The sequence below is a fragment of the Micromonospora globosa genome, from assembly GCF_000717585.1.
Lineage (GTDB): Bacteria > Actinomycetota > Actinomycetes > Mycobacteriales > Micromonosporaceae > Micromonospora > Micromonospora aurantiaca.
In genome coordinates, this window is sequence record NZ_JNZR01000009.1 from 136,036 (window position 1) to 151,621 (window position 15,586).

Consider the following 15,586-nt stretch of genomic DNA (forward strand, 5'->3'; position numbering starts at 1 on the left):
ACCGGCTGACGTACGCGTCGGTGACCCCGCACCGCTTCTGGTGAGCAGACCCGCGGTCGGCGGACGTTCGCGGGGCGGGACAGCCGGCTGGCTAGTGTGAAGCGATGAGGTTCGGAGTGCTGGGCGACGTCGCGGTGTGGACGTCGGACGGCACTCCTGTCGCCGTGCCCGGCCTCAAAGTGCGTGGTCTGCTGGCTGACCTGCTGGTTCATGAGGGACGCCCGGTGACCGCCGACCGGCTGATCGAAGATCTCTGGGGTGACGAGGCGCCCGGCAACGCGCTCGAGGCGCTCCAGACCAAGGTGTCGCAGTTGCGCCGCGCACTGGGGGCGGGCGAGGTGGGTGGCCGTGCGCTGGTCGAGTCCGGTGAAGCCGGCTACCGGCTGCGGACGCCGTCGGAATCGGTCGACGCCGGTCGCTTCGCCGCTCTGTTGCTACGCTCGAGCGCGCAGCGGGAGCCGGCTGTGCGGGCGGCGACGCTGACGGAGGCCCTGTCGCTCTGGCGCGGTTCCCCGTACGCCGACTTCAGCGACGAGCGATTCGTCCGCCAGTCGGTCGAGCGGCTCAACGACCAGCGCCTGACCGCGCTGGAGGAGCTGGCCGAGGCCCGGCTGGATCTCGGTGAGCACCACCTGCTCGCCGGGGAACTGACCGACCTGGTCGCGCGCCACCCGTGGCGTGAGCGACTACGTGCCGCGCACCTGCGCGCCCTGTACGGCTCGGGACGCCAGCATGAGGCGCTGTTCGCCTACGAGCAGTTCCGTCGGCAGGCGCGCGACGAACTCGGCATCGATCCCGGCAGAGAGTTGGTCGAGCTGCACGGGGCGATCCTGCGCCAGGATCCCGCCCTCCAGCCGCCGGCCCCGGCGTCGGCTCCGGCCCGAACCAACCTGCCGGCGCCCCTGTCGCCTGGTCCGTACGGTGGGCTGATCGGGCGCGACGCGGCCGTCGAGGCGGTACGGGAGCGGCTGACGAACGAGCGGCTGGTGACCCTGACCGGTCTCGGTGGGGTGGGAAAGAGCAGGCTGGCGATCGAGGCCGCCCGTGCGCTGGGTGAAACGTTCCCCGCTGGAGTGTGGCTCGTCGAGCTGGCCGGCCAGCCGTACAGCGGCGACCACGCGACCTGCACCGAGATCGTCGACATGGTGGCGGCGACGCTCGAGATCCGGGACGACGGTCCGCCCGGCCTGCCCGGGGACCGACCACCGCGCGAGCCGATGGACCGGCTGGTCACCGCGCTGCGGGGTCGGCGAATGCTGTTGCTGCTCGACAACTGCGAACACGTGGTGGCGCCGGTCGCTCAACTGACCGAGAAACTCCTCGGCGCCGCGGCCGACCTGCGCATCCTGGCGACGAGCCGCGAGCCGCTCGGGATCCCCGGCGAAGTCGTCTTTCCGGTGCCGCCGCTTGGCCTGCCGGAGCCCGGAGCCGGCGCGCGGCAGATCGCCGAGGCTCCGGCGGTTCGGATCTTCGTAGCCCGCGCCCGCGCCACCGAGCCGGGGTTCACCGTCGATCAGCGGAACGCGGACGCGGTCGCCGTCATCTGCCGGCGTCTCGACGGCGTACCGCTGGCGCTGGAACTGGCCGCGTCCCGCCTGGCCGTTCTCGACCCGGGCGAGCTGGCGGCACGGCTCGACGATCGCTTCCGGCTGCTGTCATCCGGCCGGCGCACCGCGCCCCCGCGTCAGCAGGGGCTTCGCGCCGTGATCGACTGGAGTTGGGAGTTGCTGTCGCCTCCCGAACGCGCGGTGCTGCGCCGGCTTGCGGTCTTCGCCGACGGCGCCACCCTGGCCGCCGCCGAGCAGGTGTGCGGTGGCGGGCAGGTGGCATCGGACGAGGTCCTCGATGTGCTGGCACGCCTGATCGACCGATCGCTGGTCATGGTGCGGCACGACGAGAGTCCGCGACGTTTTCGCCTACCGGAGACAGTGGCTGCCTACGGTCTGGAACAGCTCGGCAGCGCCGCCGAACTGCCCGAAACTCGTCGCCGTTACGTCACGTGTTTCGCCCGTCTCGCCGAGCAGGCCGCCGGACGGCTACGTGGTCACGATCAGAGTCGTGCGCTGCGCGAGCTCGACGCCGAGAACGCAAACCTCCGGGCGGCACTCGACGTCGCCGCCACCGACGGTCAGGCCCGCGTGGGCTTGGCGCTCGCCATCTCGTTGTCCTGGTACCGGCTTCTCCGGGGTCGATTCGGAGAGGTGAGCCGGTCACTACGAACGGCGTTGGACATCGTCCCGAGGAGCGAGGACGACGTCGCACCGGACGGCCTACGGCGAGATGCGGAGATGTGGCTGACCGCTCTCGCCACCCGGGACGGCGATCCGACCGCTCCCCGGCAGCGGATCCTGGAGAGCTACCAGGACACCGAGGGGCCGGAGAAGGCGTTCGCGCAGTGGTTGTTCGCCTCCATGATGCTCGGCTCCGGAGATCCGGGCGAGGCCGCCGTCCTGGTCGACGCGGCGCTGGCGGCGTTCCGCGCCGGCGGGGACCGGTGGGGCATCGCTGCCGCCTGTGCCATCCGAGCGGACCTCGCGCTCGTACTCCGCAGCGACCTGCCCGCCGCGCAGCGTGACTGCGAGACCAGCCGGTCGCTGTTCGAGCAGGTGGGCGACCGCTGGGGACAGGTGCATCCGACAAGCCTGCTGGGAACCCTGGCCGAGATCCACGGCGACTACGATCGCGCCGCCACGCGCTACCGGGAGGCGCTGCGCATCGCCGAACACCTGCGACTGTGGACGTCGGTGTCCCGGCAGCTGGCATGCATCGGCCGGCTCGCCATCCTGAGGGGCGACCTCGACGAGGCCGCCGTCAGTCACGACCGCGCGCTACAGGTGGCGCAGGAACAGTCGAGCCGCTCAGCCGCCGCCTTCGCCGGCACGGGCCTGGCGATGATCGCGCGACGGCGGGGCGACCTCGACGCCGCCGAGACCCAGCAGCGAAACCTCCTCGACTGGAACCGCCGCGCCGGCTTCCTGCCGGGCTGCGCGCTCGCGCTGGCCGAGTTGGGATTCATCGCGGAGCACCGCGGTGATGCTGTCCTCGCCGAGCGCCACCACCGTGAGTCGCTCGACGCGGCGCGCGCCACCGGGGATCAACGGGCGGTCGCACTGGCTCTCGAGGGCCTGGCCGGGGCGATCAGCCTCGGCGGTGACAGTCGCACCGCCGCGCGGCTGCTCGCCGCGGCGCGGACGCTGCGCGAGGCCGCCGGAGCGCCGCTTCCTCCCGGGGAGCAACATGACGTCCAGCGCATCACCGTCCGCCTCCGGGAGGCGCTCGGCAGCGACGAACTCGCCGCCGAAATGAGCCGCGGCGCGCAGCTCGACCTCGACGAACAGCCGTTCAGCGGCGTCGGTAAGGGGATGGTCAGCGAACGGTAAGCCTGATCGGCACGGTTGACCCAGAACCGAGCCGACCCCAGGAGGCACCATGCACACCGATGCCAGGATCGCCGTCATCTACTACTCCGCCACCGGCACTGTGCACCGGCTCGCGCAGGCATTTGTCGACGGAGCCGCCGACGCCGGCGCGGAGGTCCGCCTGCGCCGGGTGGCAGAGTTGGCACCGGAGCACGTCATCGATGCCAAGCCGCAGTGGCGAGCCCACCTCGACGCCACTGCCGACATCCCGGTCGCCACCCTGGACGACCTTCGGTGGGCCAACGGGTACGCCTTCGGCACGCCGACCCGTTTCGGGAACATCTGCTCCCAGCTGCGCCAGTTTCTCGACACCACGACCGTCCCGTGGCAGGCGGAGGAACTGGCCGACAAGCCGGCGACCGGCTTCACGGCCACCTATGAGGAACACGGCGGCCAGGAGGCAACCCTGCTCAGCCTCTACCAGACCTTCCACCACTGGGGGTCGATCATCCTCCCCACGGGCTACCTGAACTACGACACCGCTCACGCCGCCGGCGGAAACCCGTACGGCGTCAGCCTGGTGGAGAGCCGCGCCAGCCGGGATCCCGAGTACGTCAAAGCTGTCCTCGAGACGGCCTGCTTCCAGGGCGCACGCCTGACCCGGATGGCAGCCGCTGTCGCCGCCGCCCGCGCGGACAGCCGGCTCGGGTGAGGCCCGGCGGCGGGAGCAGTACGATCTATTACTCGCCGGTTGGGCCGCCGGCCAGTTCTGCCACGATGTCCAGGTGCCCGAGGTGGCGGGCGTACTCCTGCACGAGGTGGAACAGCACCCGCTCCAGGGACGCCGGGTCGGCGCCGTCCCAACGCTCACCGGGCGCGCCGATCGCGTCGAGGTCGCTGCCCTCCACCACCGCCCGCGTGTGCCGGCCCTGCGCGCGCAGCGCGGCCAGCAGGTCGGCCCGGGTCTCCTCCGGCCCGACGAACCACCGCTCGTCTCGCCGGTCACCCCACGGGTCGCCGACCTCGCGCCCCTGGAATCCCCACTCGATCCAGCGCAGCTCCACGTACCGCAGGTGCTTGACCAGTTCCAGCGGCGTCCACCCGGACGGCAGCGCGCTGCGGCGTACGTCGTCCTCGGACAGCGCGAGCACCTTCGCCACCACCGTGTCCCGGAAGTAGTCGAGGTAGCGCAGGAACACTTCCGTACGACCGGTGGCCGGAACGGTGGGCGAAGGAAACTCGATGGTCACCCGACCAGTATCCGCAGGCACAAGTGGGTCGCGCACCACAAGAACCAGTATCGCGGGTGGTTGCGGCGGCCTCGGACGGCCTCTCCGCCAACGGTTCCTACACTCGGCTGGTGCCGGAACCGCGCTTCGAGATGGTGATCGCCCACGTCTTCGACGTCACAGGCCGCCCAGTGATCGTGTCCGGGTCTTGTAGCCCGACCGACCTGCGCCAAGGCGACATGGTAGAGGTTCTGTGCGGCGGCAACGTCGTGGCCGCAACCCGCGCCTACGTTGAGCTGCACTCGCGTCCCGGTACCGCGTCTCTCGTACTGCCTGACGTGGCAGCGTCTGACGTAGAGCCAGGCTATGTCCTTCGAGCTCTTGGGCAGCACTGAGGCCGACAACGGAAGTCGCGCCGACCGCTTCGGTGTGCACTCTCAGCGAGCCGATCGGATCAGGCTTGATATGAGGTCAGACGGGCTGATCACGCGCTGCCCGGCTCGGTTCGGCTGGCCCGGTTGCTGTACATCGCTGCTGTACTGCTGGCATGGGCTGGTCGGCCGCCCTGGTCCAGCCGAGGAAGCGACAGTGCAGCACGCCGGCTGGCGTCCAGGGCATGTCCTCGGTGGCCTGGACGAGGTAGGCACCGAGGTAGAGGGCCAGCGACACCGGAGCATCCTCGTACTCCGCGCGCAGCTCGCGCTTGCGGGTCGGGCACGGCCATGGCAGGTCGCAGCCACCGCAGCTCCAGACCGGCATGACCGGGCCGTGGGTGGTCACCGCACCCCCTCCAGGAACCGCGCGGTGGTCGCCCGCGCCTGCCGGCTCGTCGCCCACTCCACCTGCCAGCACGGGTACGGCGTGAGCCGCGCCCACCACGCCCGGCACCCGGCACACATGCCGTCGAGCCCTGGTACGTGAACCGCGACGATCGCCTGTTCCTGCTCGCTGGTCACTGCTCACCCTCCGACGGCCAGTGGCCCCGATTGATCGGTATCCGATGCCGGACGCGGCAGGGCAGTTCGGACCCACAGCGGCAGATGCGCCGCCAGAGCCGCCACGACCACACCGGCCGATGCCTGCGAGCAAGAGTCAGCGCGGTGGCAGAAAGGTAGTCGTCATACGAGACGCGCCGCACGGACCCTCCCTCGGTTCTGAGGGGACGCGGCGACCAGGCGATACCCGCACCGCCCGCCGCATCCCGTGAGCAGGACGCTACGGTCGGTCGCAGAGCGGAATAGGTAGGGTTCCTACCCCTGGATCACGAGAGCAGCCCGACCTTGACCGCTAGGTCACGGGCGTCGTCACGGGTGGAGCGCGGGCCGTCGAGCAGGTCCAAGGTGATCTGCCGGGCATACCCGTTGAAGCGGATCGTCTCCGGGGCCGACTCGTACGCCTTCCGCAGCGTCGTCACTGCCGCTTCCTTGTCGTCCTTGCCGTAGTGCGCCCGCGCCACCTCGATGAGATGGCGTGCCCGGCGCGGCCTCGACGGGATGGCCGCCGAGTCGTGGCGGCGCGCCTGCCGTACCGCCTCACCGGACTTCTGCAACTCCACCGCCACCGTCACCGCGTGGGCGCCCATGATGACCCGGGAGAACGACGTCTGCGGCTGATAGAAATCCTCCGGCAGACGCTGCGCCACCCGGTCCGCCCGATCCCAGTACCGCCAGGCCCGGCCTTCCTCGCCGGCACGCGCGGCGGTGTAGGCGGCCTCGAAGTTGAGCGCACCCCACAACGCCAGCAGATTCGTGCCCGCGTCGGCTGCCCTCGGCTCCAGAGCCGACAGGACGTCGTGCGTTACCGCCATGGCGGTATCCCAGTCCCCGGCGTCACGATGCACCTGGCACAGGAACCATGCCGCGAGGGCCAATGCCTCCGGGTCACCGGAATCCTGCGCCGCCACCATCGCCCGGTCCGCAACCCGCCACAACAACTCGGCAGCCGGCTGGTACGCAAGAAACATCTGCGTCAGACCGAACGTCTCCGCCAACAGCGACTGCGCCCGCCGACGCTCGACGCCCTCGTACACCAGCGCGGCGCGCTGCACGTCGTGCAGAAGTCTCGGCAGCAGCCCACCCAGCACCGTCCGATGATCGGACGCCTGGTGGCGCGCCCGCCACGCCACCGCAAGCCGCTCACGCAAACCAGCCAACGACTCCACCGCAGCCTCGTCGGCGAGCACGACACGGTTCACGGCGTCCCGCACCGACGCCAGCGCCGGGTGCTCCGGACCGTTTACGACAGCGGACCTGTCGCTTAGCTCGCCGGCCAGGGCGGACACGTCGACCTTGAGCGCACGAGCGATGCGGTCCAGCATGTGAATGCGCGGAGGCAGGATCCGATCGGTCTCCACCGCCTTGACCCACTCGGCGCTGCGCCCGACCAGTCCACCGAGCACCGCGCGAGTCTTTCCGGACCGCTCCCGGTAGACCTTCAGCCGCTGCCCGAAGGTCAACTCCGGCAAGGATTCCATCCCGAACCTCCTCATAGCGCGGGATGCGCCACCGGCCGCGGGGCCGCCGTGGCACCAACGCTACCGACCTACGTGCGTACGCATAACCCCGAACACACCGGCACGCTGCCCGGAGCCCTCGTGTTGGCTCCAACCTAGACGTGCGTCCACTTCATCTGCGCTGGCTTGCTCGACGCGCTGGCCGCGCCACGTCGCGGCCTCACATCATTGGTCGCTGGTCGCCGAGGCTTCACGCCGTCTTGTGCCCCGGGTGTGCCCGAGGCCCGGCGAGCGGTACTTCCTCCAGCGCCGGAAACCCGCCCCCGTCATCCCGCCGCCGATCGCCCCCAACAACGCCTCGTTGAAGGGTCCTGGCTGCTCTACGTAACCCAGAGCGACCATGAGTCCGACCGCGGCCGCCACCACGCCCCCAGCCACCATCGTCAGGTAGGAAAGGCGGCCACGCACCCCACTAGCCCGTGTTTCATAAGGCTCGGAGGTACTGGTTGATGGCGGCGATGGTCAGGGTTGCTTCGTAGCGGACGGCGAGTTTGTCGTAGCGGGTGGCCATGGCGCGGTGTTGTTTGAGCTGGTTGATGCCGCACTCCACGGCGTGGCGCCGGCGGTAGGTATCGGGGTTGAAGGCGGGTGGTCGGCCGCCGCGGGAGCCTTTCGCGAGACGGTGGGCGTCTTGGTCGCTCTTGCTCGGGATGCAGGCCTTGATTCCGCGTCGGCGCAGGTAGGCGCGGTTGGCTCTGGACGTGTAGGCCCGGTCTGCCAGGACCTGCTGCGGGCGGGTCCGGGGCCGGCCGGGCCCAGGCCGGGGGACGCGGATGCGGTCGAGGACCGTGATGAATTGCGGGCTGTCGCCGCGGTGCCCGGCCGTGACGACGGTGGCCAGGACCTTGCGGCCCTGTTCGCAGACGATATGGGTCTTGGTGGTCCATCCGCCTCGCGAGCGGCCCAGCGCATGGTCGGCGGGCTCGGCATGGATTCCGCCGGGTGGTTCTTTCTGCTGGTCTCCGTCACGGCGGGCGCCGGCGGCGTGTTGATGGGCGCGGCTGATCGTGGAGTCGACGCTGACGGTCCAGTCGATGCGTCCGGCCGTGTCAGCGGCGGCTTGGAGCCCGACCAGGATGCGGGCCCAGGTGCCGTCCCGTTGCCAGCGGCGGAACCATCGATACAGCGTTTGCCATGGGGCGTAGTTCTCGGGCACGTCACGCCATGGCGCACCGGTGCGTACGCGCCACCGTATGCCATCGATGATCTGTCGCCTGGTCCACTTGCACGGTCTTCCCCGCGACGATTCCGCAGGTAGCAACGGGTGCAGGCGCTGCCACTGGATGTCGCTAAGGTCATGCCGCGCCGCCGCCGCTAGGCTGGCCACGAGGTCTCCGGTATTCAGGTTTGCTTGGTCGCTAACCCACTTACCGGAGACCTCTTCAGTTATCGATCATCGCCACGCCGTGACCTCACAAGGCCCACGCCCACTTACGAAACACGGGCTAGTAGAGCAGTCACCGTAATCCGGCGTACAGGTCGCACCCAGCGACGGCCCGGAGCGGCGAGCGGTCATCGGCCGCATGTCGCACGGTCAGCCTGGGAATCGGGTTGATCTATACGGTGGCTAGTTGCAGCATCAGGGAGATCGCTACCGAACGTTGATCGTCGGGCAGCTCACGTGGCCCTGTCGCCCCGTGTTGACCGCTGTGTCGGGCATGGATCGGGCACGGGCCTGGCCCAGACGAGACGCGCGTCGGTGGCGTAGCTGCCAGCAGGGACGGGTGAGGACACGTGCTCTTGGAAATCGACGGCCGCAAGGTGCGAACCGAAGCCGACCTTCACCAGTTCCTGGCCCGTGCTCTCGACTTCGGGCCCTACTACGGTGCGAACCTGGATGCTCTGTGGGACCGACTGAGCAGGGATGTTCCCCGCCCGGTCGCCGTGGTCTGGACTGACTGGCAGGACAGCGAGAAGAGTCTCGGAGCGGAGCGATTCGAAAGGATCTGTGGCCTCCTGCGAGCCGTGGAGGCCGAGGACCAAGAGGCTGGCCACGAGAAGCGGTTCACGTTCGAGCTGCGCTGATCTCTTCGCCCCGAAGGAAAACCACAATGCGGTGGCCTGCGGCTGCGGGAGCGATCACCTGCACGAACGATCCGACAACATCCGAATATGCACGGCACGGTCGTCACTCAGTAAGTCACCCAGCGCCTGAACTTCTACGTGGAAGCACACGAAGCGTTATTAGATCCACAAAAAACATGGTGCCAAACCGAGCTTGACGCTGGATTGGCCCTCGCCCAAGTGGGGTCTGCGAGAAATAGGTGGCCTCAATTGCTAGCGCCACGACAGCCACGAGTGCAGACACGAGAAATACCACAACACACGGAAGAGCTAGAACGAGTCCCGTGGTGTTACCGACGATGTTCTTGATCGACAGAACCTGAATCAGTGCGCTAAGAGCAAGCGCGAGCAAGTTGCTCCGCCCGGACAGCACGAGTAAGCGGTAGGACTTACGGTTCCTGACTTTACGGCGCTGGCCACTCCAAGAGGCCCAGCCGTGCTGCCAATCATCGAACAAGACTCTCACCGCCGCAAGGTTCGCTACCACCAAGCAGTGCCCATCATCTGTTCCACCCTAGACGCCGGGATCATGGACAGTTCCGGCTGCGTCCGCCGCCTGACCGTGTCCCGTGCTCCGCAATCACGCGTCGCTACGTGTCCCTGTCTGCCGCCGACCCACACCCGGGCCCTGGTCTGCTCGGCTTGCCTGGGTCGGTGGCTGGCGGGATGGCATCCCACCTCAACCACCCATGACGCGGAACCGTGCGGCAACTCCATTTGGAGCCGTCTGGCCCCGCCGAAGGCAGCAAGCAGAAAGGCCGCCTCCCGAGTGACCTCTTCGGTGTGGACTGTCGGCGAGCCGGTCGGATCAGGCTCGATACGAGGTCAGGCGCCCTGTTGGTGTTCTGCTCGGCCTGGTTCGGCTGGCACGGTTGCTGTACTTCGCTGCTGTACTACCGGCATGAGGTGGCCGGTTTCCCTGGTCCAGCCGAGGAAGCGACGGTGCAGCACGCCGGCCGGCGTCCAGGGCATGTCCTCGGTGGCCTGGACGAGGTAGGCACCAAGGTAGAGAGCCAGCGACACCGGCGCATCCATGAACTCCGCGCGCAGCTCCCGCTTGCGCGTGGGGCAGGGCCAGGGCAGGTCGCAGCCGCCGCAGGTCCAGACCGGCATGACCGGGCCGTGGGTGGTCACCGCGCGCTCTCCAGGAATCGCGCGGTGATCGCCCGCGCCTGCCGGCTGGTCGCCCACTCCACCTGCCAGCACGGGTACGGAGTCAGCCGCGCCCACCACAGCCGGCAGCCGACACACATGCCGTCGAGCCCTCGGACGTGAACCGCGACGATCGCCTGTTCCTGCTCGCTGGTCACTGCTCACCCTCCGACGGCCAGTGGCCCCGATTGATCGGTATCCGGTGCCGGACGCGGCAGGGCAGTTCGGACCCACAGCTGCAGATGCGCCGCCAGAGCCGCCACGACCACACCGGCCGGTGCCTGCGAGCAAGAGTCAGCGCGGTGGCAGAAAGGTATTCGTCATACGAGACGCGCCGCTCTCGCGACATCGATGTGTCCCCGGCGCACCCCGGGGCCTGTTGCCCGCCTCGCGCCTGGTCCAGCAACCGCCGCCGGGCGATGTCCTGCTCCATCATCTGGATGCGCTGCCCGACGCCGTACGCCGTCGGAATCGACGGGAGGTACCGGCCCACGAGTTGCCGCAGGAGCCCGACAGGCACCGTCATCTTCTGGCCCTCCGTGATGAGAGCACGAAGAGGCACCAGCTGATGTGCCTCGATCCGCGCCCGGTTCAGTGAGGTCCAGCGTCGCGCCGCACGCGCCTACGATCCAGAAGGTGACTGTCCGCTAACCAGGTGTACTGTCCGCTGTTGATCGTCGGCTCGGCGCGTACTCGACGCACAGTTCACGGAACATCGCGGCCTCGGGCACTCCGAGATCCTCAACCTTTGCCAGCAGTTCCGCGGCTCGCCACCAGTTCGACGGCACCACACGCCCGGATGCCACGGCCTGCGCCCCGAGCGCAACCGCTTCGTCCGGCTGACCGGCGGCGACAAGGGCAAGTCCGAGGTCGAGACGCGCCGATGCCGACCGGCGTGGCCGCGCTCCCCCATCGCCGTGCGGATCCAGATCGGCCACTACGGCCCGAGCCACCTGCTCGGCGCCCGGGTCACCGGCCCACGCCAAAGTCGTGGCCGTGTAGGCGGCGGCCTTGGCAGGGTCGTAGCGATAGTGATGCTCGGCTCGCTCGGGAACGGGAAGATTCGCCGCCGATCGCTCTACCCGGTCCAGCGTTCGTCGGGTGGCAGCAACGTCTCCGATGCGAGCCCATGCACGGGCCTCCTGAGCAGTCGCCTGAATCCTGGCAGAGCTGCCCTGAGGTGCAACCCGTTGAGCTTGCTGGGAAAGATCGAGTGCTGAACGGTAGTCACCTTGTGTCAACACGTCCCAAGCCCGCGTCTCCAGACACCACGCCTGAATCTCGGGATGCTCAGCGTGTTCAGCAAGGTCACGAGCAGCTCGCAGATGAGCAGCCGCAGCATTCCGCTGCCGCAGGTCGATGTGAACCGTGGCCCGCAGCACCGCCAACCAACCGCCGGCAACCAACAGCCGACGCTGTTGAGCAAGCGTTACCCGTCCGTCGAGCAGCCGCACCACATAGGAGAGGTGCCGCCGCACCAACGGCAACAGATCCGCCGGTGCCATCGTCGGATAGGAGCTGGCGAGGTCGTCAACGCCCTGCTCGATCCGTTCGAGCATGTCGTTGCTGACATCACTGGCGGCGACTCTCGCTCGCAACTCGCCGGCCTCGGCCGCATGGTCGATCGGCGCATCGACCAGCCGAGCAAGCACTCCCCCGGCGTCGAGAATCCGGTCCAGGTGGCGCGCTGTGTCGACCGTCGGAGCCTTGAGCCCTGCCTCCAACTCGTGCAGATGGCTCTTACTCCGATGAGCGAGTTGCCCGAGAGACCGAAGCGACAGGCCACGCCGCTCCCGAAACTCACGCAGAGCTACCCCAAAGCGCGGATCGACGGACGAGGCCATAGCGCCGCTCCCAAGCTCAAGAGGCCAAGCGAATCAGCCGGCCGCCACCACATCGACGGTACCCCGACTCTCCGCACGCGGATGCCCACGCTGCTCACTTCTCGGGGAAGGGGCTTTGGCCCACGGCACCCGTGGGGTCAAATAGTGATCTCTTCGGTGTGAAATGTCGGCGAGCCGGTCGGATCAGGCTCGATACGAGGTCAGGCGCCCTGTTGGTGTGCTGCTCGGCCTGGTTCGGCTGGCACGGCTGCTGTACTTCGCTGCTGTACTGCTGGCGTTAGATCAGGCGTTGGATGCGGACCTTGGGGCGCTCGTTTCTGAGGTGGCCTTGCTTGTGCTGGCGGACCTGTTCCTCCCAGACCTCCTGGTCGTAGTCCAGGTCTGGCGGGGTCCACTTGTGGGAGCCGTCGCTGTAGTGGAACTTCTCGTCGCCAGGCTGAAGGATGCTCATCGGGTCCACCCGAGGAAGCGGTGGTGCAGGTGGCCGGCGGGGACGTGGGCCAGGTCCTGGGCGGCGTCAACGAGCTGGGCGGCCAGGTAGAGGGCGAGCCTCCTGGCTGCCTCCCCTCGCCCGCCTGACGCAGGTACCTGCTCGCCGGCCCGGCCGCTCGTCCGCCTCCGCGTCGTCGGCTGGGCTGCCTCTCGCGGTTAGAAGGCGCAGGTGTTGAGCATGTCCTGCAGTGCTGACTTCTCGGAGGATTGAAGCGTCAGGCCCCAGTTGTACTTCACGGTGATCCACATCTTGCTGTAGGTGCAGCGGTACGACGTCAGGGACGGCTGCCACGTCGAGGGGTCCTGGTCGCCTTTGGACTGGTTGACGTTGTCGGTGACCGCGATCAGTTGTGGGCGGGTCAGGTCGTTGGCGAAGCTCTGCCGGCGGCTCGTCGTCCATGAGTCGGCCCCTGACCGCCATGCCTCCGCCAGGGGCACGACGTGGTCGATGTCGACGTCGGAGGCGGCGTACCAGGTCGCACCGTCATAGGGGCTGTACCAGCGGCCGGACGTAGCGGCGCAGGAGCTGTTGACCACAACGGACGTGCCGTCGCGCTTGAGGACCTGCTCGCGGGTGTTGCAGGTGCCGGTGATGGTGATCCAGTGGGGGAACAGGTCCCGCGAGTAGCCGGCCATCGAGCCCTGCGCTGCCACTGTCAAGGCGTTGAGCTGCGACTGCGCCGTCGCCTTGGACGGGATGCCCGGAGGCGTAGCCGAAGCCGACTGTCCGCTCACGACGGCGAGAACGGCACCCACGACAGCGGCGACAGTGATCGCGGCGGCACGCCGCCTGGAACGCGGGATGGGGATAACGGGCGCGATCGGCATGGCTGCCGCCTTTCGTCAAGGAGGGAACAGCAACCTTCCCCGACGATCATGTCAATCGATGAGCATGCGTGTAAAGAACAGCTGGCCGGTTATCGAACAGCCGGCCGCCATCTCGCGACCCGACGGCCTCGACCCCTCGCTTGTAAGTTCTGGGCGTCCTGTCCGGCAGGGTCCGTCGGCGTCCCTGGCCTCGGGCCAACCGTCCGGCGTCGTCCCTTACTGGGTGGTTGTGTCCACGCCGGTTGCTGTCACCGTTGCTGTCGACATCTACGGCAGGCTTCCGGCTGACCGTCAGGCATAATTAGTGGCAACCTCCAGGCTTGGAAGCCCCATGCCCCGCCGGTCGCCTGCCACCGTCCGACGCAGCCTCCGCCGACGCCACCGCCGGTTGCCGAAAAGCCGTCTAAACGTGCCAGGGTTGCCAGGCCCCGCGATTGGTGTCCTCCGGAAGGTCGATCAACACTTCGGCTGGCCGGACAACTGGACCGCCCAAGCGGTGCTGCTGTGGATTCGTCCGCCTCGTAGAATCCGCCACAGTGGCACCGTGCCGTGGCATGACGAGTGTTACGACTGGCACGAGGACTGGCAGCATCCCCGCACCGTCATAGAGGTCGCCCTGGGTCAACTACCAAGCCATATTCGCCGGGACCTACGGCGGATCATCAGCCGCGCTGACCAAACATGGCAAGCCCGGACACTGCCCAATCCGTCTGGCCGGACCGACCTTCCTTGGTGGCTACGAGCGATCGAGTAGACAGGTCATACGTTGAAGCGGAACTAAGATCCCTGATCTCCTCATCAGCAAAACCAGCACCCGACACCTGTTCAGGAGGCGTCTCGGGCTGTCATCGCTACTCGCTGGTTGACGACGTTTCACGCTGTCTTGTGCCCCAGGTGTGCTGGCGGGGTAGCTGCCGACCACGCACGTACCCTGAGGTGGTGAAGGCCCCGGTATGGAGCGCCCTAGCCGCATGGGTCGCGCTCGTAATCAGCGTTGCGAATCTGTGGTACAGCGTAGTCCGCGTGTGGTGGCGCGAGAGGAAGGCCAGCCCATCCGCTCGCCTTGATCTATTCGACTATCACAACAAGTCTGGCTGGCATGAGGAGGTGCGAGTCGTCGTCACGAACCACGGCCCGGCGGACATGAAGAAGGTCGAGGTGCAACTTTTCGACGACGACGGAACATCGCTGGAACTCGGAGACCCCTCCGTCTCGGCCCTGTGGCCCAGGATGCCGCTCGGTTGGCTGCACCCGGAGGAGTCTCTCTACTTGACGCTCAACCGCAGTCTCGGCACGCGCGACCCAAGAGCAGCGCTCATCCGCTGGGATGACGGCCGCCGCTCTCAACAGTCTCGCTGGGTCTGGCTCTCCTATCGCCGAGTTACTTGCCCCCCAGGCAACTAACATGGAGCGGGGACCTGCTGCTGCACCCGGGCTGACCCGTCGGAAGGGTCCTCTGGGGTCCACGCTCGTCCGTCAGCGTCCGGCCCGGTCGTCACCCATTTAGTCACTCACGGGTCGCGCAGTCGGCTTTGCTTCCTCACCTGTGCCGCGCAACTGAGCAACGCCCTAGCCAGCGCCTCCGCCCGTTCCGCCGACAACCACAACGAGCCGTGTGGCACGTCGTCATCGGGACCTGCCAGCCCTTCCGTCAGGGTCTCCGCCGGCACTTCCACGTCAAGCCGAACGAAGTGATGCCCTCTGCTGTAGTCGACGAAGGCATCCAGGTACCGGTCATCATCGAACGTCACCGCCGTACGCTGCCATGGCACCGACGCCTACCTGGGCCCTCAGCCTCGACCGCTTCGTCCCGAAGGAATGACCAGGCGTCGATGAGCTGAGCGAATAGCTGAGCTGAGCTGCCGGATCGGTCCACCATCGTCCGTGGACGTCCGGTCTCGGCCGCGTCGGTCGTCACCCAGCTAGTCACCCACCTGCTCGGCACCCGAACCATCCCGATCTCCGGCAAGGCGTTCGAGGAGGTACCGCGCTCCACCATCTCCGGAACGGAACATGTCAAGGGATTGAGGCCAGCGGGAGTTAAGCGGCCTGCCGTTCTGGTTCGGGTTTGTTGATCCAGACCTGGTTGGGCAGGTCGAGGATCTT

General features: G+C 68.0%; 14 protein-coding genes. 3 read left to right on the plus strand and 11 right to left on the minus strand.

The window, feature by feature from the left end:
• The first annotated feature begins 104 nt into the window (after positions 1-104).
• The gene (locus tag IF06_RS0111770) at positions 105-3,380 is read left to right on the plus strand and encodes a BTAD domain-containing putative transcriptional regulator (RefSeq protein WP_232236669.1); all 3,276 of its coding nucleotides are present in this window, start codon (positions 105-107) and stop codon (positions 3,378-3,380) included.
• Positions 3,381-3,429: 49 nt separating this feature from the next.
• The gene (gene wrbA, locus IF06_RS0111775) at positions 3,430-4,071 is read left to right on the plus strand and encodes an NAD(P)H:quinone oxidoreductase (RefSeq protein WP_013285078.1); all 642 of its coding nucleotides are present in this window, start codon (positions 3,430-3,432) and stop codon (positions 4,069-4,071) included.
• A 28-nt stretch (positions 4,072-4,099) separates the two neighbouring features.
• On the opposite strand, the gene IF06_RS0111780 is transcribed toward wrbA, so the two are convergent.
• From IF06_RS0111780 to IF06_RS0111800, 5 genes are all read right to left on the minus strand, one after another.
• The gene (locus IF06_RS0111780) at positions 4,100-4,609 is read right to left on the minus strand and encodes a DinB family protein (protein WP_030270946.1); all 510 of its coding nucleotides are present in this window, start codon (positions 4,607-4,609) and stop codon (positions 4,100-4,102) included.
• A gap of 450 nt (positions 4,610-5,059) precedes the next feature.
• On the minus strand, positions 5,060-5,368 hold the full coding sequence (locus IF06_RS33065; protein WP_047890957.1) for a hypothetical protein: 309 nt from the start codon (positions 5,366-5,368) through the stop codon (positions 5,060-5,062).
• On the minus strand, positions 5,365-5,544 hold the full coding sequence (locus IF06_RS0111785; RefSeq protein WP_030270948.1) for a hypothetical protein: 180 nt from the start codon (positions 5,542-5,544) through the stop codon (positions 5,365-5,367). The genes IF06_RS33065 and IF06_RS0111785 overlap by 4 nt, the downstream gene beginning before the upstream one ends.
• A 305-nt stretch (positions 5,545-5,849) precedes the next feature.
• Entirely contained in the window at positions 5,850-7,061 is a 1,212-nt protein-coding gene (locus tag IF06_RS0111790) for a helix-turn-helix domain-containing protein (RefSeq protein WP_030270950.1), read from the minus strand.
• A gap of 463 nt (positions 7,062-7,524) precedes the next feature.
• The gene (locus IF06_RS0111800; protein ID WP_030270955.1) at positions 7,525-8,427 is read right to left on the minus strand and encodes an IS5 family transposase; all 903 of its coding nucleotides are present in this window, start codon (positions 8,425-8,427) and stop codon (positions 7,525-7,527) included.
• 407 nt (positions 8,428-8,834) lie between these two features.
• Here IF06_RS0111800 and IF06_RS0111805 point away from each other — a divergent pair, with 407 nt between their 5' ends.
• Complete coding sequence (locus IF06_RS0111805; RefSeq protein WP_030270957.1) at positions 8,835-9,125, plus strand: barstar family protein; 291 nt, start codon at positions 8,835-8,837, stop codon at positions 9,123-9,125.
• A gap of 864 nt (positions 9,126-9,989) precedes the next feature.
• On the opposite strand, the gene IF06_RS0111810 is transcribed toward IF06_RS0111805, so the two are convergent.
• The 6 genes from IF06_RS0111810 to IF06_RS0111845 all read right to left on the minus strand — a co-directional run bounded on the left by IF06_RS0111810 (position 9,990) and on the right by IF06_RS0111845 (position 15,231).
• Positions 9,990-10,298, minus strand: a complete 309-nt coding sequence (locus tag IF06_RS0111810) for a hypothetical protein (RefSeq protein ID WP_030270958.1) — start codon at positions 10,296-10,298, stop codon at positions 9,990-9,992.
• Entirely contained in the window at positions 10,295-10,474 is a 180-nt protein-coding gene (locus tag IF06_RS0111815; protein WP_030270960.1) for a hypothetical protein, read from the minus strand. The genes IF06_RS0111810 and IF06_RS0111815 overlap by 4 nt, the downstream gene beginning before the upstream one ends.
• A gap of 489 nt (positions 10,475-10,963) precedes the next feature.
• The gene (locus tag IF06_RS33075; RefSeq protein ID WP_013474590.1) at positions 10,964-12,160 is read right to left on the minus strand and encodes a helix-turn-helix domain-containing protein; all 1,197 of its coding nucleotides are present in this window, start codon (positions 12,158-12,160) and stop codon (positions 10,964-10,966) included.
• Positions 12,161-12,437: 277 nt separating this feature from the next.
• Positions 12,438-12,611 (minus strand): hypothetical protein, encoded by a 174-nt coding sequence (locus tag IF06_RS33925; protein WP_013285068.1) that lies wholly within the window; start codon positions 12,609-12,611, stop codon positions 12,438-12,440.
• A 197-nt stretch (positions 12,612-12,808) separates the two neighbouring features.
• A complete protein-coding gene (locus tag IF06_RS0111840; RefSeq protein WP_013285067.1) occupies positions 12,809-13,480 on the minus strand; it encodes an HNH endonuclease family protein in 672 nt (223 codons plus the stop codon).
• Positions 13,481-14,991: 1,511 nt separating this feature from the next.
• Entirely contained in the window at positions 14,992-15,231 is a 240-nt protein-coding gene (locus tag IF06_RS0111845) for a hypothetical protein (protein ID WP_030270966.1), read from the minus strand.
• Between the last annotated feature and the right edge of the window lie 355 nt (positions 15,232-15,586).